General features: G+C 65.7%; 19 protein-coding genes. 10 read left to right on the top strand and 9 right to left on the bottom strand.

The genetic code is table 11. From position 1 onward, the window contains the following. The first annotated feature begins 554 nt into the window (after positions 1 to 554). The 4 genes from LU671_RS05880 to LU671_RS05895 are packed head-to-tail and all read left to right on the top strand — an operon-like array spanning position 555 to position 3,499. Positions 555 to 1,220 carry an amino acid ABC transporter permease gene (locus LU671_RS05880; RefSeq protein ID WP_232854999.1) on the top strand — a complete coding sequence of 222 codons (666 nt, stop codon included), beginning with the start codon at positions 555 to 557 and terminating at the stop codon, positions 1,218 to 1,220. After that, complete coding sequence (locus tag LU671_RS05885; protein ID WP_232855000.1) at positions 1,201 to 1,860, top strand: amino acid ABC transporter permease; 660 nt, start codon at positions 1,201 to 1,203, stop codon at positions 1,858 to 1,860. Before LU671_RS05880 ends, LU671_RS05885 begins: the two co-directional genes overlap by 20 nt. Continuing rightward, the gene (locus LU671_RS05890; RefSeq protein ID WP_232855001.1) at positions 1,857 to 2,630 is read left to right on the top strand and encodes an amino acid ABC transporter ATP-binding protein; all 774 of its coding nucleotides are present in this window, start codon (positions 1,857 to 1,859) and stop codon (positions 2,628 to 2,630) included. The genes LU671_RS05885 and LU671_RS05890 overlap by 4 nt, the downstream gene beginning before the upstream one ends. Continuing rightward, entirely contained in the window at positions 2,627 to 3,499 is an 873-nt protein-coding gene (locus LU671_RS05895) for a transporter substrate-binding domain-containing protein (protein WP_198743515.1), read from the top strand. The genes LU671_RS05890 and LU671_RS05895 overlap by 4 nt, the downstream gene beginning before the upstream one ends. A 127-nt stretch (positions 3,500 to 3,626) precedes the next feature. Here LU671_RS05895 and LU671_RS05900 read toward each other — a convergent pair whose 3' ends face one another. Continuing rightward, positions 3,627 to 5,993 carry a penicillin acylase family protein gene (locus LU671_RS05900; protein ID WP_232855002.1) on the bottom strand — a complete coding sequence of 789 codons (2,367 nt, stop codon included), beginning with the start codon at positions 5,991 to 5,993 and terminating at the stop codon, positions 3,627 to 3,629. Positions 5,994 to 6,109: 116 nt separating this feature from the next. Beyond that, complete coding sequence (locus LU671_RS05905) at positions 6,110 to 6,667, bottom strand: DUF6436 domain-containing protein (RefSeq protein WP_232855003.1); 558 nt, start codon at positions 6,665 to 6,667, stop codon at positions 6,110 to 6,112. Between the two features lie 192 nt (positions 6,668 to 6,859). Between LU671_RS05905 and LU671_RS05910 the strand changes: the two genes are divergently transcribed. Next, positions 6,860 to 7,786 (top strand): alpha/beta hydrolase, encoded by a 927-nt coding sequence (locus tag LU671_RS05910; protein ID WP_203649631.1) that lies wholly within the window; start codon positions 6,860 to 6,862, stop codon positions 7,784 to 7,786. Here LU671_RS05910 and LU671_RS05915 read toward each other — a convergent pair whose 3' ends face one another. Further along, positions 7,787 to 8,539 carry a DUF2059 domain-containing protein gene (locus LU671_RS05915; protein ID WP_232855004.1) on the bottom strand — a complete coding sequence of 251 codons (753 nt, stop codon included), beginning with the start codon at positions 8,537 to 8,539 and terminating at the stop codon, positions 7,787 to 7,789. It lies immediately after the preceding gene. A 121-nt stretch (positions 8,540 to 8,660) separates the two neighbouring features. Here LU671_RS05915 and LU671_RS05920 point away from each other — a divergent pair, with 121 nt between their 5' ends. Further along, entirely contained in the window at positions 8,661 to 9,284 is a 624-nt protein-coding gene (locus tag LU671_RS05920; protein WP_232855005.1) for a 2OG-Fe(II) oxygenase, read from the top strand. Further along, positions 9,271 to 9,774, top strand: coding sequence for a DUF523 domain-containing protein (locus LU671_RS05925; protein WP_203649637.1), 504 nt, complete (start codon positions 9,271 to 9,273; stop codon positions 9,772 to 9,774). The genes LU671_RS05920 and LU671_RS05925 overlap by 14 nt, the downstream gene beginning before the upstream one ends. 156 nt (positions 9,775 to 9,930) lie before the next feature. Here the strand turns inward: LU671_RS05925 and LU671_RS05930 are convergent, their stop codons facing one another. Beyond that, positions 9,931 to 10,413 (bottom strand): transporter substrate-binding domain-containing protein, encoded by a 483-nt coding sequence (locus tag LU671_RS05930; protein ID WP_232855006.1) that lies wholly within the window; start codon positions 10,411 to 10,413, stop codon positions 9,931 to 9,933. Between the two features lie 228 nt (positions 10,414 to 10,641). On the opposite strand from LU671_RS05930, the gene LU671_RS05935 reads away from it, so the two are divergent. Next, positions 10,642 to 11,118 carry a DUF4399 domain-containing protein gene (locus LU671_RS05935; protein WP_203649642.1) on the top strand — a complete coding sequence of 159 codons (477 nt, stop codon included), beginning with the start codon at positions 10,642 to 10,644 and terminating at the stop codon, positions 11,116 to 11,118. A 58-nt stretch (positions 11,119 to 11,176) separates the two neighbouring features. On the opposite strand, the gene LU671_RS05940 is transcribed toward LU671_RS05935, so the two are convergent. Then, positions 11,177 to 12,046 (bottom strand): LysR family transcriptional regulator, encoded by an 870-nt coding sequence (locus LU671_RS05940; RefSeq protein ID WP_232855007.1) that lies wholly within the window; start codon positions 12,044 to 12,046, stop codon positions 11,177 to 11,179. A 32-nt stretch (positions 12,047 to 12,078) separates the two neighbouring features. Next, positions 12,079 to 14,310, bottom strand: coding sequence for a heavy metal translocating P-type ATPase (locus LU671_RS05945; protein WP_232855008.1), 2,232 nt, complete (start codon positions 14,308 to 14,310; stop codon positions 12,079 to 12,081). Positions 14,311 to 14,421: 111 nt separating this feature from the next. Here LU671_RS05945 and cadR point away from each other — a divergent pair, with 111 nt between their 5' ends. Continuing rightward, positions 14,422 to 14,865, top strand: coding sequence for a Cd(II)/Pb(II)-responsive transcriptional regulator (gene cadR, locus LU671_RS05950; RefSeq protein WP_203649648.1), 444 nt, complete (start codon positions 14,422 to 14,424; stop codon positions 14,863 to 14,865). A gap of 105 nt (positions 14,866 to 14,970) precedes the next feature. On the opposite strand, the gene LU671_RS05955 is transcribed toward cadR, so the two are convergent. From LU671_RS05955 to LU671_RS05965, 3 genes are read right to left on the bottom strand one after another with little or no spacing between them, the layout of a single operon-like run. Beyond that, positions 14,971 to 15,942 (bottom strand): thymidylate synthase, encoded by a 972-nt coding sequence (locus LU671_RS05955; RefSeq protein WP_232855009.1) that lies wholly within the window; start codon positions 15,940 to 15,942, stop codon positions 14,971 to 14,973. Positions 15,943 to 15,989: 47 nt separating this feature from the next. Then, a complete protein-coding gene (lgt, locus tag LU671_RS05960) occupies positions 15,990 to 16,799 on the bottom strand; it encodes a prolipoprotein diacylglyceryl transferase (protein WP_186732418.1) in 810 nt (269 codons plus the stop codon). A gap of 16 nt (positions 16,800 to 16,815) precedes the next feature. Then, entirely contained in the window at positions 16,816 to 17,598 is a 783-nt protein-coding gene (locus tag LU671_RS05965; RefSeq protein ID WP_232855010.1) for a sulfite exporter TauE/SafE family protein, read from the bottom strand. Between the two features lie 131 nt (positions 17,599 to 17,729). Between LU671_RS05965 and LU671_RS05970 the strand changes: the two genes are divergently transcribed. Continuing rightward, on the top strand, positions 17,730 to 18,476 hold the full coding sequence (locus LU671_RS05970) for an NRDE family protein (RefSeq protein ID WP_232855011.1): 747 nt from the start codon (positions 17,730 to 17,732) through the stop codon (positions 18,474 to 18,476). Positions 18,477 to 18,507: the final 31 nt, after the last annotated feature.

Raw genomic sequence — 18,507 nt, forward strand, 5'->3', positions numbered from 1 at the left:
CGTCGGACCGGCCGGAAAGGGCTGCGCAGCGGCCCCAGAATTTTAGCGACAATGCAGAAAATGCCGGGGCCGCTTTGCGGCCCTTTCCGGCCGGTCCGACGCCTCGGCAAGGCCGCTCCTACAGGGAAAGGTATTCATCCCGATCGCTCTGTATGACAGCGGTTCCCACAGAGGGCTCAGCGCTGACTGGCCAGCGCCCGGCGCAGGGCCAGGAGCCACAGCAGTTGTTCATTCGAGGCAGGCAAGCAGGGGCTGTTCATCGTTGTCTTCCTTGTTGAATGTGATGGGCCGTGCAAGTCACAGTTTGAAACCCCTTGGAGGGGGATTTATTCGGAAAGATCCGTATGTCATGAAGGAAATTTCCGAAGGTCACGAAGCGGTGATATAGATATGCAATAAAGATATTTATAAAAATATTTTTATACCTTTAGAGTCTAGTAATCGTGCTTACCGGCACAGCGCCACTATTGGTGAAACGACGCCGAGCCACCCTCGTGCCGACCCTGGACCTGCCCCATGCCGTACCTTCGTGACCTCGTGTCGAGGCCCCTTCCATGAGCTTCGACACCGCTTTCATGCTTAGCACACTGCCGGCCTTCTTCAAGGCCGTTGGTGTCACCCTGCAAGTCGGGGCGATCGCCATCGTCACCTCGTTGCTGGTGGCCCTGCTCAACGCGACGATCCTGGTGCTGCGCACGCCGTACCTGTGGCGCCTGGTCAAGGGCTACGTGGAACTGGCCCGCAACACACCGCTGCTGATCCAGCTGTTCTTCGTCTATTTCGCCTTGCCCGGCCTGGGCGTGAAAGTGTCGGGCTTTGCCGCCGCGATCATCACCATGACCTTCATGGGCGGTGCCTATCTCACCGAGGTGCTGCGCGCCGGGGTCGAGGCCGTGCCGCGGGCGCAGCTGGAGTCCGGGCGCTCCATAGGGCTCTCCGAGGGCCAGTTGCTGCGCCATGTGATCCTGCCCCAGGCCGGCATCCTCAGCCTGCCGGCGCTGTTCGCCAACTTCATCTTCCTGCTCAAGGAGACCACCGTGGTGTCGGCGGTGGCGGTGCCGGAGATCCTCTACACCACCAAGAACTACATCGCCCTGTACTACAAGACCTACGAAATGCTCGCCGTGCTGACCCTGCTCTGCGTGCTGATCTTCCTGCCGCTGTCGCTGCTGCTGCGCTACCTGGAACGGAGGCTGCAACATGGCCAGTTCGGGAATTGAGCTGCTGCTGGTTTCGCTGCCGCAACTGGCCACGGGCGCCTGGCAGACCCTGGCGATCTCGGCCCTGGGCATCCTGTTCGCCACCTTGGGCGGCGTGCTCTACGGCGTGCTGGCGACCCTCGGCAACCGTTGGCTGAACATCCTGCTGCAGGTGTACCTGGAACTGTTCCGGGCAATCCCGGTGCTGGTCTGGCTGTACCTGGTGTTCTTCGGCTTGCCGATCTTCTTCGGCCTGAGCATTCCCAGCTTCTGGTGCGCGGTGCTGGTGCTGGGCCTGTGGGGTGCCAGCGAGGTCGGCGAGGTGGTGCGCGGCGCCTTGCAGTCGCTGCCACGCGGGCAGCGCGAGGCGGGGTTGTCGATCGGCCTTGGCGGCTGGCAGCTGTATGGCTACGTGCTGCTGCCCCAGGCGCTCAAGCGCATGACCCCGCCGACCATCAACATCTACACGCGGATCATCAAGACCAGCTCGCTGGCGGTGCTGATCGGCGTGGTCGAAGTGATCAAGGCGGGGCAGCAGATCATCGAGCGCACCTACGAATCGGTGCTGATCTACGGCGCACTGTTGTTGTTCTTCTTTCTTGTCTGCTATCCGCTGTCGGCCGCTTCCCGCGTGCTGGAGCGTCGCTGGGCCCACGCATGAATCCATTGATCGAATTCCAAGGCTTCAACAAGTTCTTCGGCCAGCACCAGGTGCTCGCGGACGTCGACCTCAAGGTCCAGGCCGGCGAGGTGGTGGTGATTCTCGGCCCCAGCGGCTGCGGCAAGAGCACCCTGCTGCGCTGCCTCAACGGCCTGGAGGAGGCCCAGGGCGGCAGCCTGCGCCTCGACGGCCAGGAGCTGCTCGGCCCCGACACCGACTGGCGCCAGGTGCGCCAGCGGGTCGGCATGGTGTTCCAGAGCTACCACCTGTTCGGCCACATGAGCGTGATCGACAACCTGCTGCTGGGCCCGCTGAAGGTGCAGAAGCGCGAACGCCGCGAGGCCCAGGCCCAGGCCGAGGCGCTGTTGGCCCGGGTAGGCCTGCTGGACAAGCGCGACGCCTTTCCCCGCCAGCTTTCCGGTGGCCAGCAGCAACGCATCGCGATCGTCCGCTCGCTGTGCATGAACCCCCAGGTGATGCTGTTCGACGAGGTCACCGCCGCCCTCGACCCGGAAATGGTCAAGGAAGTGCTGCAGGTGATCCAGGGCCTGGCCCGCGAAGGCATGACCCTGCTCATCGTCACCCACGAAATGGCCTTCGCCCGCGCGGTGGCCGATCGCATCGTGTTCATGGAGGCCGGCAGGATCCTTGAACAGAACCACCCTGAGCGCTTCTTCACCCAACCGCAGACCGCACGCGCGCAGCAGTTCCTGGAGAAATTCTCGTTCGTCGAAAGCCTGCCCAAGACACTGCACAAGGAACTGTCATGAAGACTGCCCCGTTCGCCAAACTGCTCGCTCCACTGCTTGGCCTGGCCCTGCTGGCCGGCTGCAACAAGTCCGAAGACCCGGCCAAGCCCGCCGCCGCCTCGCCGGCCACCAGCTACCTGGAAACCATCAAGGCCCGCGACAAGCTGATCGTCGGCGTGTTCACCGACAAGCCACCGTTCGGCTTCGTCGACGAAAGCGGCCGCTACGTGGGCTTTGACACCGACATCGGCCGCCGCTTCGCCAAGGACCTGCTGGGCGATGAAAGCAAGGTCGAGTTCGTCGCCGTCGAGCCTGCCAGCCGCATTCCGTTCCTGCAGAGCGACAAGGTCGACCTGATCCTCGCCAACATGACCGTCACCCCCGAGCGCAAGGAAGCGGTGGACTTCACCAACCCCAACCTGCGCGTGGCGGTGCAGGCCATCGTCGCCGACGGCAGCCCGGTGCAGAAGCTCGACGACCTGGCCGACAAGACCATCATCGTCACCACCGGCACCACCGCCGATATCTGGCTGACCAAGAATCACCCGGACTGGAAGCTGCTCAAGTTCGAGAAGAACACCGAGTCGCTGGCCGCCCTGGCCAATGGTCGTGGCGATGCCTATGCCCAGGACAACCTGATCCTGTTCAGCTGGGCCAAGCAGAACCCGGGCTACCGCGTGCTGCCGCAGCTGCTGGGCGACGAGGCGCCGATTGCTCCGGCAGTGAAGAAGGGCAACACCGAGCTGCGTGACTGGGTGAACAGCGAGCTGGCCAAGCTGGGCGAGGAGAAATTCCTGCTCAAGCTGTACGACCAGTACGTGCGCAAGGAACTGAGCGACGACACCAAGCCTGAGAGCGTCATCGTCGAAGGCGGCAAGTGGCAGGGTTGAGCCTCGTCTGCTGATCGCGGGACAAGCCCGCTCCCACAACTGGCAAAGGTCAAGCGTGGGAGCGGGCTTGCCCCAACAGATGGCAAAGGTCATGCGTGGGAGCGGGCTTGCCCCGCGATGGGGCGAATCAATTACCCGGCACTAGCCGCAACGTACTCTGCGCCGGAATCACCCCCATCCGCGCCTTGTGATAGCGCCCCTCGATATAGTCCTCGGCCTGATCGCCGTAATGCCGGTCGAACGGCACGCCACTCTGCCCTACCGGGTTGATGGTCAGCGCGGCGCCTGCGTCGGCAAAGTCGATCACTCGGCGGGTTGAAGGCCCATAGGTGACCGGCCAGGGCGCCGGGCCGATCTTCGCCGACAGGTTGTTCGGCACCTCGTGGGTGCCGGGGGCGGCGAACGGGCCGACATTGAACAGCAGGTTGAGCGGCTTCTTCACCCCCAGCGGATGGTTGTGGGTGAGGGTGTGGGTCTTGCCCCATTGCCAGCTGGCCGGATCCTTGCCGAACGTCTCGCGCAGGTGCTTGAGGCTGCGTTGCCAGGCCTGGCGCACGATGGCGCCACGGTCGGTGCGTTCGCTGGCGCCGCGCTGGTTCCACCAGGGCGATGTCGGGTCCGCGGCAAGGCGCGGCAGGGCGGCGTCGATGGCGCGGGTGCTGATCAGCACCGGGAACCAGGTGTCGCCCAGCTCGTCGTGCAGGGCGGCGAACGCCAGTTCGTAGAGGAACTGGTTGAACAGCGTGGCACTGGTGGAGTCCAGCGGATAATCACCGCGCCAGGCAGCCAACTGCTCGACCAGCTCCTTCTCCTCGTCGCCCTGGGCGATATTGCGCAAGGTGCCGAGCAGCGGCGCCAGGGTGCGCGGGCCATAGTCGGTGCTGGTGTCCAGTTGCAGGGCCTGGCTGTTCTGGGTGTCCCACTTGATGTCCGGGTCGCTCAGCTGGCGATCGAGCTGACGACCGCGATCGGCCAGGTTGTAGTAGCCGGGCACGGGGATTGCGCCGGGCGGCTGGTAGTTGGCCGAGACGATGTAGCCGCTCGCCGGATTCTCCTGCTGCGGGTTGGCGCTGAACGGGTAGAAGCCCGGCTTGGCGGCCTGGCCGCTGGCGCCATCGAGAATGAACGCCGGGTTGACGCCGTCCGGGCGGATCGGCAGGCGCGCCGCTGCCCACCAGCCAATGTCACCCCGGGCGTTGGCCCATACCAGGTTCAATCCAGGCGCCTGGACCTTGGCCGCCGCCTCGCGCATCTTGCCCAGGGTGTCGGCGCGGTTGATCTGGTAGAAGCCTTCGAGAATCGGGTTGTCGGTTTCCAGGAACGCCCACCACATGGCGATGGGCGTCGGGCCTGCGGTATCGCCGAGCACGCTGTTGACGATCGGCCCGTGGGGCGAGCGGCGCAGAGTGATGCTGGCAGGTTCCGCGCCCTTGACCGCGATCTTCTGCTCGGTCTTTTCCAGTGGCTGCCAGCGGCCATCGACCATCACCTGCTCGGGATCCTGCGGATGGGTCCGCTCCGCGATCAGGTCGACGTCGTCGTTCTGGAACATGGTCAGGCTCCAGCCGAAGTCGCGATTGTGGCCGAGCAGGGCGAACGGGTTGAGTGCCTGGAAGTAGCCATACAGGTTGAACCCCGGCGCCGACAGCTCCGCCTCGTACCAGATTGCCGGCACGGCAAAGCTGATATGCGGGTCGCCCGCCAGCAGCGGCCGGCCACTGCGGGTGCGGCTGCCGGCCACGGCCCAGGCGTTGCTGCCCTCGAACTGCGGGATGCCGGCGTCGCCCAGGGCGTCGTGACTCAGCCGCGCCAGCTGCTCGAGGCTGCGCCAGTCGGCGGCGGCCAGGGGCGTGGCCACGGCGCCGTCGGGCTGCCAGTCGAGGTCGAAGATCTTCAGGTATTCGGGGCCGAGCTGGTCGCGGATGTAGGTCAGCGCAGGGTCGGTACGGAATGCCGCGGCGAAGCTGTAGGCGAGGTAGCCGGCGATGCTCAGGGTGTCCTCGGCGGTGAAGGGGCGTGGCGGGATGCCGAGCAGGTCGAACTCCATCGGTTTGGGGTGGCCGGCCTGCCACTGGTTGATGCCGTCCAGGTACGCCTGCAGCGCCTGCCAGGCCGGCGACTGGCGGTCCTGGCGCTGCGCCATCAGGGCCGCCTGGTCGCGGATGCGCAGGCTGCGGAACAGGGTGTCGGTGGGCAGCAGCTTGTCGCCCAGCACTTCGGCCAGTTCACCGCGGGCCAGGCGGCGCATGATCTCCATCTGGAACAGGCGGTCCTGGGCATGCACGTAGCCCAGGGCGCGGTACAGGTCCTGCTCGTTCTGCGCCTGCAAGTGCGGCACGCCGCGGGCATCGAAGCGCACGCTGACCGGCGCCTGCAACCCGCCGACGGCCACCTCGCCGTCACGTTGCGGTTGTTTGCCTTGCACGTACCAGTAACCGGTGCCTGCGGCGGCCACGGCGATCACCACCGCCAGCAAGGTCAGGCTGCGCTTCATCGAGACTCCTTGTACGTTCGAGCGAAAAATGTGCGCCGATCATCGGCGGATGCGCGAACTGAGCATAGCCCCGGAAGGCACTTTCATGCCCCTCGGTAAAAAACAGCGTGGGCGCGTCATTCGGTCCAGGGGCAATAGCAGCCGACGGCCAGGGTATTGGATGCCTGCACCCGGCGGCCTTCATTTAGCGCCGTGAGGATCGGCTCGATGAAACTGTTACTGGAGTTGCACACCGCGCCTTCGCTGTAGGGGCCGAAGTAGGCGAGGTTACCGTCGCGGTCCCAGATCGCCACGGCGGGGGTGGCTGGCAGCTGCTCGCTGCCGGGCAGGCTGGCCAGGGGCTTGAGCGCGGCGAGGTTGGCCGGCAACTGGCCGTGGCTGCCCGGGCGCTGCACGACATGGAAGCTGACGCCCTGCGGCGCGAAGTGCTCGACCAGTTCGCCCAGGTGCTGCTGGTTGCCGACGTTGCAGGGGCAGGCCGGGTCCCAGAAGTGCACCACGCGGATCGGGCCCGGGCCTGCCAGCTCGGGGGGCAGGCGCAGTTGGCTGCCGTCGAAGAAGGTGGTCTGGTTGTCGAAGGTGCGCAGGTAGCGGGACTGGAAGCTGTCGTAGGCCCACCAGAGGACGGTGGCGCAGAGTAGCAGTACAAGGAGTGTGAGAAGTCGCTTCGCCATGGGGGCCTTGGCGCGATTTGCGTGGGAGCGGGCTTGCCCCGCGATGGCGCCTGTGAGTCTGGCGCTGCCATCGCGGGGCAAGCCCGCTCCCACGAGGTCGCATTGTTCGTCGGAGGGAGGAGCCAAGCTTGCCATGACGCAGCCCAGAGCTGAATATCGCAGATCAATACTTGCTGCACACTGGATGTACCGATGCCCGCCAGCTTCAATCCCGACCCGCTGCGTACCAGCCTGTCGCCCCTCGTCGATCGCCAGCCATTGTCCGCCCAGGGCCAGGCCTACCAGCGCTTCTACGGCCTGGATCTGCCCGCGCGCAGTTGGCTGGGTGGCTTCCAGGTGGCGGGCTTCGATCTGGTCGGCCAGCTCTGGCTGCCGGAGCAACCGGTGGCGACATTGTTCCTGCTGCACGGCTATTACGATCACATGGGCCTGTACCGGCATGTGATCGCGTGGGCATTGGGCCAGGGCTACGCGGTGATCGGTTGCGACCTGCCCGGCCATGGCCTGTCCAGCGGCGAGCGTGCCAGCATCGATGATTTCGGCATCTACCAGCAGGTGCTCGATGCGCTGTTTGAGCAGGCCCGTCTGCTGGAACTGCCGCGACCCTGGCATCTGTGTGGACAGAGCACCGGCGGGGCGATCGCGGTTGATCACCTGTTGCATCAGGGCGAGCGCAGCCCGGTCGACGGCCAGGTGATCTTGCTGGCGCCCCTGGTGCGCCCGCGTGCCTGGCACTGGTCGAAACTGAGCTATCGGGTGCTGCGCCACTTCGTCAACGGCATCGAGCGGCGTTTCAGTGAAAACACCAATGACCCGGCCTTCCTGCCCTTTCTCGAGGCCGATCCGCTGCAGCCACGGCGCCTGCCGACCGCCTGGGTCGGGGCGCTGATGAAGTGGGTCCGGCGTATCGAAGCTGCGCCGCGCAGCACACGCCAGCCCCTGATCGTGCAGGGCGAGGCGGACGGCACGGTGGACTGGCCCTACAACCTCAAGGTGCTCAAGGCCAAGTTCGCCGAGCCGCAGATCCTCATGCTGCCCGAGGCGCGGCATCACCTGGCCAACGAGCTGCCCGGCATTCGCCAGCGCTACTTCGACTTCATCGGCCAGCGCCTGGGTTGATCACTTCAGCTCGGCGGCGTTCTGGCCCACGGCCAGAGCCGCGCGTACCGCGGCCACTGCCGCCTTGTAGTAGGCCTGGCCGTCGGGGGACTCAGCGAAGGTGGCAAATTGCTCCAGCTCGGCGTCCGACAGGTCGCGATAGACGTACAGCAGGGTGTTGTTCAGGTCTTCGCCGACCTGGTTCATCAGGCGTTGGCGCTGGCCATCGAGCAGATTCTGCGCCTGGCCGCCGCCGAACAGGCCGGGCAGCATCGAACTCAGGCTGTCGGCCGCCACCCCGGCGATTGCCAGGCTGACCTCGGCGCCGGCTTCGCGGGCCGGCAGGGCCTGGGCCAGGTGGCCGACGATCAGCAGGCGGTTGTCGCTGGCCTGGACCTTCGGCAGGCCCTTGGCGTTCTTCGCCAGCTGGTCCTTGCGCGTGGCCAGCAGCTCGGCGGCCACCACCTTGCGCCCCAGTGGCGACTGGAAGAACGCCAGGGCCGGCGAGGGGTTCGCCAGGTTGGCCCGCAGCTGCGCCTGGGCCCGGCGGTCCATGGCCTGGGCCTGGAAGCGCTGGTTGCTGTTGTTGACCAGCGCCTGGTAGACGGCAGGCGGCAGGCTGTTGCGGTAGCGCTGCTGGGCGGCGCTCACGGCATCGTTGAAATGGGCGCGCTGGTCGGGCCAGCCGGCGGCCTTGTACAGCTGATCGAGGCTGTCTGCCCAGACAGGCATGGTGCAGATCATCAGCAGAAGCAGGGAAAACAGACGGCGCATTCAGGACTCCTGTCGGCAGGCCGCTATTGTCCTAGGCGTGGCGGGGCTTTGTCGAGTCGCCAGCGGCGCTTCCTGACCAAGTGGCGCTGTGCGAGCGATTAGCGAATGGCTATGATGCGCCATGCACACTCCTTTCGAACATCCTCTGCTGTCGACGATCGTCGACGACCTGGCCACCCGTGGCTGGTCGCAGCAACCTCTCTTCCTGCCCGACGAGCTGTCGCGCGCGCTGGCGGCCGAATGCCGTCGCCGTCACGCCGAAGGCGAGCTCAACCCTGCCAGCATTGGTCGCGGTGCCGCGCAGGAGATCCGCGAGGCGATCCGTGGCGACCAGATCCAGTGGCTCGACCCCGGCGAGTCGGCGGTCTGCGACCGCTACCTGGGCGCGATGGACAGCCTGCGCCAGGCCATCAATCAGGGCTTGTTCCTGGGGCTGGAGGACTTCGAATGTCATTTTGCCCTGTATCCGCCGGGGGCTTTCTACAAGCGTCATCTCGACCGTTTCCGTGACGACGACCGGCGCATGGTGTCGGCCGTGTTCTACCTCAATGAAGGCTGGCAGCCGGAGGATGGCGGGCAGCTGCGGATGTTCCTGCAGGACGGTGTCGAACACGACGTGCAGCCGGTGGCGGGCAGCCTGGTGGTGTTCCTGTCGGGTGAAGTGCCGCACGAAGTGCTCCCGGCCGGGCGTGAGCGCCTGTCGTTGACCGGCTGGTTCCGGCGCCGTGGCAATGACCCGTTCTGAGCGGCCGAAGGTGCTGGTCAGCGCCTGCCTGCTGGGCCAGCCGGTGCGTTATGACGGGCGTGCCAGCGGCCATCCCGACATCTTGCAGCGCTGGCAGGCCGAAGGCCGGGTGGTGCCGCTGTGCCCGGAGGTGGCCGGTGGCTTGCCGACGCCGCGACCGCCTGCGGAGATTCCGGGCGGGCAGGGCGGCCAGGTACTGGATGGGCAGGCACAGGTGCTGACGGTGACCGGCGACGATGTCAGCGAGGCGTTTCTGGCCGGGGCCCGACTGGCGCTGGAGCTGGTGCGCCGGCATGGCATCCGTGTGGCGGTGCTCAAGTCCGGCAGCCCGTCGTGTGGCAACCTGCAGACCTATGACGGCAGCTTCAGCGGTGTAAAGGTGGCGGGGGAAGGGGTGACCACGGCCTTGCTGCGTAGAGAAGGGGTGCAGGTGTTCAGCGAGCTGGAGCTGGAAGACGCGCAGCGAGCGTTGCTTGGTCCCCACCTGTAGGAGCGGCCTCGTGCCGCGAAAGGGCCGCAAAGCGGCCCCGGCTATCTCTGCGTCAACACTGCAATCCTGGGGCTGCTACGCAGCCCTTTCCGGCCGGTCCGACGCCTCGGCAAGGCCGCTCCTACAGGTCGGTGCAGACCTGCATTGTTAGCATTACTATTGTTCGGCGCTAGTCTCGCGCGCAGCCGTAAGCCATTTGCTTTCCAGCTCAGCCAACCGCCCATCGTCTTTGATCCGCTGCAGGGCATTGGTCACCGCCGTCTCGAAGGCTGGATTACCCTTCTGGTACGGGATCACCAGTTTCTGGTTGGCCGGGGTACGAATGGCGTCGAGCTTATCGCTCAGTTTGGCGTCTTGCTGGTTGAAGGTCATGTCGAACTTGCCGCTCTCCACCCCAGGAAGCACCTCTTCGGCGGCGATCTCGACGAACTCGGCCCGCACATCCAGCTCCTTGGCCAGGGCCTGGCCCAACTCGATCTCGAAGCCGGTCAGGTGTTCGTTCTCCTTGAACGCATAGGGTGGCGCGTCGCCAAGCACGGCGATGCGCAGTTCGCCACGGTCATTGATTTCGTCGATCAGTTCGGCCTGGGCCAGTGGGCTGAACAGTACCGCCAGCAGAATGCCAATGGTCAAACGCATGAGTGCCCCTTTCTTGTTCGGCAGATGAAGTGCATTCGCCGTGGCTTTCTCGTCTGCCCCGGTCGAACGCAGCCTATGACCTCCAGGTCGCGGCAAGGTTTTCTTCTGCCCTGAAATATTTCTGTCCCTGTTTTTGAACCTCTGCCGGCCGAGCTGGACTATGGTGAAGTACCGCCGTACTTCGTTTAAGTGATAGCGGTCAATTGAAGTGAATCACAGGAGAAGTGAATGAAAAGCCTATTTTCGCGTGCTGCCGTCGCCGGTCTGCTGATGGGGGCGTCGGTGTTCGCCAGTGCCGCGGATGCCCTGAAGAGCGAGCAGCCACCGGAAGGCGCCAAGGTCTTCATCGTTTCGCCCGCCGACGGGGCCACGGTCGACAAGACCTTCACCGTCAAGTTCGGCATCGAAGGCATGGACCTCAAGCCTGCGGGTGACCAGACCCCGCACTCTGGCCATCACCACCTGCTGGTGGACGTGGACAAGGCCCCCCTGGCCGACCAGCCGCTGCCCACCAGCCTGATGCCGGAGAACAACGCGCCGTTGCCGGCAGGTCCGCAAGTGCTGCACTTCGGCAAGGCGCAGACCGAGGCGAGCATCACTCTCACGCCGGGCAAGCACACCCTGCAACTGGTGCTGGGTGACAAGTACCACGTGCCGTTCAAGCCGAGCGTCGAGTCGCAGAAGATCACCGTCAACGTGAAATAACCCACTGCGCCATCGCCGGCAGGCCAGCTTGCCGGCGATAAGGTCATTGCAGGCCGTTTCAGAACTGCGAGCCAACCACTTCCTGCGCCACGCCCAGAAAAGCCGCCGGCAACCGCGCCTGGCGCCGCTCCTTCAGGCAATACAGGTACTCGTGCATCACCGGCGCATCCTCCAGCACCAGCACCCGTAGCTCCGGGTTATGCGGCACCTCGTGGCGGGCAATGATGCTGATGCCGATGTTGCGTAGCACCGCCTCGCGTATTGATTCGCGGCTGCCGATCTCTAGTTGCGCTCCAGCCTTCACGTTGGCCTCCTGCATCATCTGCTCGGTCAGCTTGCGCGTGGTCGAGCCCTGCTCGCGCATCAGCAGGCAATGCCCGGCCACCACGTCGATGGACACCGCCTGACGCTGGGCCAGCGGATGATTGCGGTGCACCGCCACCACCAGCGGGTCGGTGCCCAGCACCCGGCGCACCAGGCGCGCATCCTCGAGCAGTTGTGAGGACGCGGCGATATCCACCCGGTAATCCTCGAGCATCTCCAGCACCTGCTGCGAGTTGCCGATTTCCACTGCCACTTCCACCTGGGGCAGGCGCTCGCGGAAGATCTTCACCAGGTCGAGGATGTAGTAGGGCGCCGTGGCGGCGATGCGCAGGCTGCCCTGGGCCTGACCGCTGTTGCGCAGCTCGAACTCGATGTCGGCCTCCTGCTGCAGCAGTGCCTTGACCATCGGCAGCAGGCGCACGCCTTCCTCGCTCAGCACCAGGCGCCGGCCACCGCGGTAGAACAGCTCGACGTTGTATTGGCCTTCGAGATTGCGAATCTGCGTGGTCACCGTCGGCTGGCTGAGCCCGAGCTTCTTCGCCGCCAGGGTGATGCTGCCCAGACGGGCCACCATGTAGAAGGCTTTGAGCTCGGCGCTCAGCATTGTGGATAACCTCTGTTCTGCGCTGCGTGCGCCTATTTGCGCAGCAGGCGCAAGCCGTTGAACACCACCAGCAGGCTCACGCCCATGTCGGCGAACACCGCCATCCACATGGTGGCCATGCCGGCAAAGGTGATTGCCAGGAAGATCGCCTTGATCCCCAGGGCCAGCACGATGTTCTGGGTGAGGATCGCCGCGCTTTGGCGCGACAGCCTGACGAACGCCGGGATTTTGCGCAAGTCATCGTCCATCAGCGCCACGTCGGCGGTCTCGATGGCGGTGTCGGTGCCGGCGGCGGCCATGGCGAAGCCGATTTCGGCACGGGCCAGGGCCGGTGCGTCGTTGATGCCGTCTCCGACCATGCCGACCCGGTGGCCCTCGCCGTACAGGCGCTCGATGCTGGCCAGCTTGTCCGCCGGCAGCAGGTTGCCCTCGGCGCGATCGATCCCCACCTGGGCGGCGATGGCCTGGGCGGTGTGGGGATTGTCGCCGGTCAGCATGACAGTCTTGATGCCCAGCGCGTGCAGTTCGGCGATGGCCTGGCGGCTGCTGTCCTTGACCGTATCAGCCACGGCGAACAGCGCCAGCGGGCCGGAGCGGTCGAGCAACAGCACCACGGTCTTGCCCTGGCGCTCCAGCACATCGAGCTGCGCTTCAAGCTCCGGGGAGCACAGGCCGAGCTCTTCCACCAGGCGATGGTTGCCCAGGTGGTAGGTCTGGCCCTCGATATCACCGCGCACACCGCGACCGGCCAGGGCGGCGAAATCGCTGACCTCGCTCAAGGTCAGGCTCTGGTCCTTGGCAAACAGGGCGATGGCACCGGACACCGGGTGATCGGAGCGGGCAGCCAGGCTGGCGGCCAAGGCCTGGGCCCGGCCTTCGAACAGCGGGTCGAGTACCTTGCTGTCGGTCTGCACCGGCTTGCCGTGGGTGATGGTGCCGGTCTTGTCCAGGGCGAGGAAGTCCAGCTTGCGCCCGCCTTCGAGGTACACGCCGCCCTTGATCAGGATGCCCTTGCGCGCCGCTGCCGCCAGGCCGCTGACGATGGTCACCGGGGTCGAGATCACCAGCGCGCACGGGCAGGCCACCACCAGCAGCACCAGGGCGCGGTAGATCCAGTCGAACCAGGCGCCGGCCATGAACAGCGGTGGGATCACCGCCACGGCCAGGGCCACGGCGAACACTACCGGGGTGTAGATGCGCGAGAACTGGTCTACGAAGCGCTGGGTCGGCGCACGGGCGCCCTGGGCCTCCTCGACGGCCTTGATGATCCGCGCCAGGGTCGACTGGCCGGCGGCGGCGGTGACGCGGTACTCCAGGGCGCCGGCCTGGTTGATGGTGCCGGCGAACAGCTTGTCGCCCACGGCCTTCTCGACCGGCAGGCTCTCGCCAGTAATCGGCGCCTGGTCGACGCTGGACTGGCCACTGACCACCTCGCCATCCAGGCCGATACGCTCGCCCGGACGCACCCGCACCAGGGTGCCGATCGGCACCTCGCGCACGTCGAGCTCGCGCCACTGGCCGTCAGCCTGCTGCACGGTGGCCAGGTCCGGCGCCAGTTGCATCAAGCCGCCAATGGCATTGCGCGCGCGATCCAGCGAGCGTGCCTCGATCAGCTCGGCGATGGTGAACAGCACCATGACCATGGCCGCTTCCGGCCACTGGCCGATCAGCACGGCGCCGGTCACGGCGATGCTCATCAGGGCATTGATGTTGAGGTTGTGGTTCTTCAGGGCGATCCAGCCCTTCTTGTAGGTGCCCAGGCCGCAGCCGAGGATCGCCGCCAATGCCAGGGCGGCAACCACCCACTCCGGCGCCTTGCCGGAGAAGTGCACGATTTCTGCGGCGATCGCCGCGATACCCGACAAGGCCAGCGGCCACCAGCGGGTCTTGGCTGCCTGCGGCGCAACGGCGCTGCCGTCGTCCTCGGCGGCCAGCGGCTCGGCCTTCATGCCCAGGCTGTCGATGGCCCGCTCGATCTCGGCGGTGCCGGCCAGCGTGTGGCGCACGCCGAGCACGCGGTTGATCAGGTTGAACTCCAGTTGCTCGATGCCGGCCAGCTTGCCCAGCTTGTCCTGGATCAGCGTCTGTTCGGTAGGGCAGTCCATGGCCTCGATGCGAAAGCGGCTGAGCTGCGCCTGGGCGCTGGCCTTTTCGGTCAGCTGCACCAGGGCCGGGGCAGCCTTGCTGGAGCAGCAGCTGTGGGCGTGGGGCTCGTGGCCATGCGCGTGGTCATGCTTGTGGTCGGGGCTGACAGGCTGGTTCATGGAATCATCCTTAACTGAGCACTGGCCTCTGCAGTTATCCGCAGAGTGGGTTGTTGCCAAGTGAACACCCTGTAGCCACTATAGGGTCAAGCCCTCTGCTGGAGATTTGCCATGAAGATCGGAGAACTGGCCAAGGCCACCGACTGCGCCGTGGAGACCATCCGCTATTACGAACGCGAGCAACTACTGCCCGAGCCCGCCCGCAGCGACGGCAACTATCGGCTCTACACCCAGGCCCATGTCGAACGGCTGACCTTCATCCGCAACTGCCGCACCCTGGACATGACTCTCGATGAAATCCGCAGCCTGTTGGGCCTGCGCGACAGCCCCGACGGCTCATGCGGCAGCGTCAATGCGCTGATCGACGCGCATATCGAGCATGTGCAGGCGAGGATCGACGGGCTGGTGGCGCTGCAGGCGCAGCTGGTGGAATTGAGGCAGCAGTGCAATGCGCAGGGGGCGGAGTGCGCGATTCTGCAGCAGCTGGAAACCAATGGGGCGGTGACGGTGCCGGAGACCGAGCATTCCCATGTGGGGCGCAGTCACGGGCATTGATGCCAAAAGCATCGCGGGGCAAGCCCGCTCCCACGCCGGCTGTGTATAACCTGCGTGGGAGCGGGCTTGCCCCGCGATTGCGTCAGCTCAGGCGATGAAGATCTGTCAGACCGCCATCGGCGCCGTCATCGGCGCATGGTGCTCGTAGCCTTCCAGCCAGAAGTCGCTCGGTTCGATCTTCTCCAGCCACTCCGGCTCGTACCTGCCGGTTTCGGCAAATGCCGGCACGCGGTCGCTGATCACCAGCTTCGGCGCGGCCAGCGGTTCGCGTTTCATCTGCTCGCCCAGCATGTCCAGGTGGTTCTCGTACACATGGGCGTCGCCGATGAAGTAGGTGAACCAGCGCGGGGTGTAGCCGGTCAGGCGGCCGAACAGCGACAGCAGCGCCGCGCCTTCGGTGAGGTTGAACGGCGTGCCCAGGCCCAGGTCGTTGGAGCGGATGTAGAGGGTCAGGGAAATTTCCTTGGTCTCGACATTCGGGTGGAACTGGTACAGCAGGTGGCACGGCGGCAGGGCCATTTCATCCAGTTGGGCGCAGTTCCAGCCGTGGAACAGGATGCGGCGGCTGCCCGGGTCGTTGGCGATGGTGTCCAGGCACTGGCGCACCTGGTCGATGGCCTTGTACAGGATGACGAACGCCTGGCCGTCCTCTTCGTCCTGGGCGATGCGGCGAAAACCTGCCTGCTCGGCCATCTCGATGGCTGCCGGGTTGCTCAGCGGGATGCGCTTGTAGCCCGGCCACTGGCGCCACTGCACGCCGTAGATCTCGCCGAGGTCGTCATGGCCCTGGCGGAACGGGTTGGCCAGCCACTGGGCGTTCTCGTTGGCGTTCTGGTCCCAGACCTTGCAGCCCAGCTCGCGGAACTCGCCGGCGTTCTTCACGCCGCGCAAAAAGCCCACCATCTCACCGATCGCCGACTTGAACGCCAGCTTGCGCGTGGTGATGGCCGGGAAGCCTTTCTGCAGGTCGAACTTGAGCATGGCGCCCGGCAGGCTGATGGTGCGGATGCCGGTGCGGTTTTCCTGCAGCGTGCCGTTGTCGATGACGTCACGGACCAGATCTAGATACTGTTTCATGGCTTACCTGTAGCAAAAACGGCAGGGAATCACCCCTGCCGTGGAAATCAGACGGTGGCCTTGGCCGACGGTTTACGGTTGTAGGCCCACCAGATCAGGAAGATGCCGCCGACGACCATCGGCACGCAGAGCAACTGACCCATGGTCAACCAGCCGAAGGCGATGTAGCCCAGCTGGGCGTCGGGTACCCGCACGAACTCCACGATGAAGCGGAAGATGCCGTAGAACAGCGCGAACATGCCGGAAACGGCCATGGTCGGGCGCGGCTTGCGCGAGTACAGCCAAAGGATGACAAATAATGCCACACCTTCGAGGGCGAACTGATACAGCTGCGACGGGTGACGCGGCAGCTGGGCCGGGTCGCTGAACGGCGGGAACACCATTGCCCACGGCACGTCGGTGGCCTTGCCCCACAGTTCGGCGTTGATGAAGTTGCCGATACGCCCGGCGCCCAGGCCGATCGGCACCAGCGGCGCGACGAAGTCCATCAGCTCGAAGAACGACTTGTTGTTGCGCTTGCCGAACCACAGCGCGGCCAGCATCACACCGATGAAACCGCCGTGGAACGACATGCCGCCTTTCCACACTTCGAAGATCAAGGTCGGGTTGGCCAGGTACTGATGCAGATCGTAGAACAGCACGTAGCCCAGGCGCCCGCCGACGATCACCCCCATCGACAGCCAGAACACCAGGTCGGAGAGTTTCTCGCGGCTCCAGGTCGGGTCGAAGCGGTTCAACCGGCGCGAGGCCAGCAGCCAGGCGCCGCCGATGCCGATCAGGTACATCAGGCCGTACCAGTGGATTTTCAGTGGACCGAGGGCCACGGCCACCGGGTCGATCTGCGGGTAAGGCAGCATTGTCTTTCCTCTAGGTTCAGATAAGGAAGCTGAGTCCGACGCAGAACAGCAGCGCGGCGAACAGGCGCTTGAGCACACGCGGCGACAGCTTGTGCGCCAGACGCGCGCCGTAGCGGGCGAAGAACATGCTGGTGGCCGCGATGCCGACCAGCGCCGGAAGGTAGACGTAGCCCAGGCTGTGGGCCGGCAGGTGTTCCTCGTGCCAGCCCAGCCAGATGAAGCCCAGGGCACTGGCCAGGGCGATCGGCAGGCCGCAGGCCGACGAGGTGGCCACCGCCTGCTGCATGGGCAGGCTGCGCCAGGTGAGGAACGGCACGGTCAGCGAACCGCCACCGATGCCGAAGATCGCCGAGGCCCAGCCGATCACCCCGCCGGCGGCGGTCAACCCAGGCTTTGCGGGGATGCCGCGGCTGGCCTTGGGCTTGAGGTCCAGGGCCATCTGCGCGGCGATCACCAGGGCGAACACGCCGATGATCTTCTGCAGCATCGGACCCTGGATCAGCGAGGCGGTCTTGGCCCCGACCAGCGCGCCGAGCAGGATGCCCACGGTCATCCAGGCGAAGATCGGCCATTGCACCGCGCCCTTGCGCTGGTGCTCGCGCACGGCATTGATCGAGGTGAAGACGATGGTCGCCAGCGACGTGCCGACCGCCAGGTGAGTCAGCACCGAAGGGTCAAAGCCCTGCAGGGTGAAGCTGAACACCAGCACCGGCACGATAATGATGCCGCCACCGACGCCGAACAGCCCGGCCAGCACCCCGGCGCAGGCGCCCAACAGCAGATAGAGAGCGAATTCCATTCGTGGCCCCAGTGGAAAACAATCCGGCATGGTAACGGAAGCCAAGCCCGGCGCTCTAGTGAACTCTGTGTCAGATGATGGATAGCGGTCGGCGGCGCGGGTAGAGTGGCCGAAAACACAGGGGACAACCTATGTGCCTGATCGTATTCGCCTGGCGGCCGGGGACGGCCCGGCCGCTGATCGTCGCAGCCAACCGCGACGAGTTCTATGCCCGGCCAACCCAGGCCCTGGCCGCCTGGGAGGATGCCCCAGGCGTGCATGCCGGACGCGACCTGGAGGCTGGCGGAACCTGGCTTGGCGTGGGGCCGAACGGGCGCTTCGCCGCGCTGACCAACATCCGCGACCCGCGCCAGCCACCGGGGCCGCGCTCACGGGGCGAGCTGGTGGCGGCGTACCTGCAGGGCGAACTGGGGGTCGAGGCCTACCTGGACCAGGTGGCCAGCCGCAGCGAGCAGTACTCGGGGTTCAACCTGTTGGTGGGCGATGGCGGGCGGCTGGGCTACCTACATGCCCGCGAGGCCGCGCCGCGCTTGCTGGAGCCTGGTGTCTACGGGCTGTCGAATGCCGGGCTGGATACGCCGTGGCCGAAGCTGGTCAAGGCGCGCAGTGGGCTTGAGGGATTGCTCGAGGCCGCCGATCCGCAACGGCTATTGGCCCTGCTGGGCGATGCGCAGCCCGCGCCGGACGGCGAGTTGCCGGAGACCGGCGTGGGGCTTGCCACCGAAAGGCTGCTGTCGAGCGTGTTCATCGCCAGCCAGAACTATGGGACGCGGGCGAGCACGGTGCTGATCGTCGATGACCAGGGGCGGCGGCAGATGGTCGAGCGCAGTTTCGGACCGTATGGTGGGCACTTGGGCGAGGTGGATATAGACGTTTGAATGCAGGGGGCGCTTTGCGCCCCTTTCGCGG

Source organism: Pseudomonas sp. NMI760_13 (genome assembly GCF_021283245.1).
Classification (GTDB): domain Bacteria; phylum Pseudomonadota; class Gammaproteobacteria; order Pseudomonadales; family Pseudomonadaceae; genus Aquipseudomonas; species Aquipseudomonas peradeniyensis.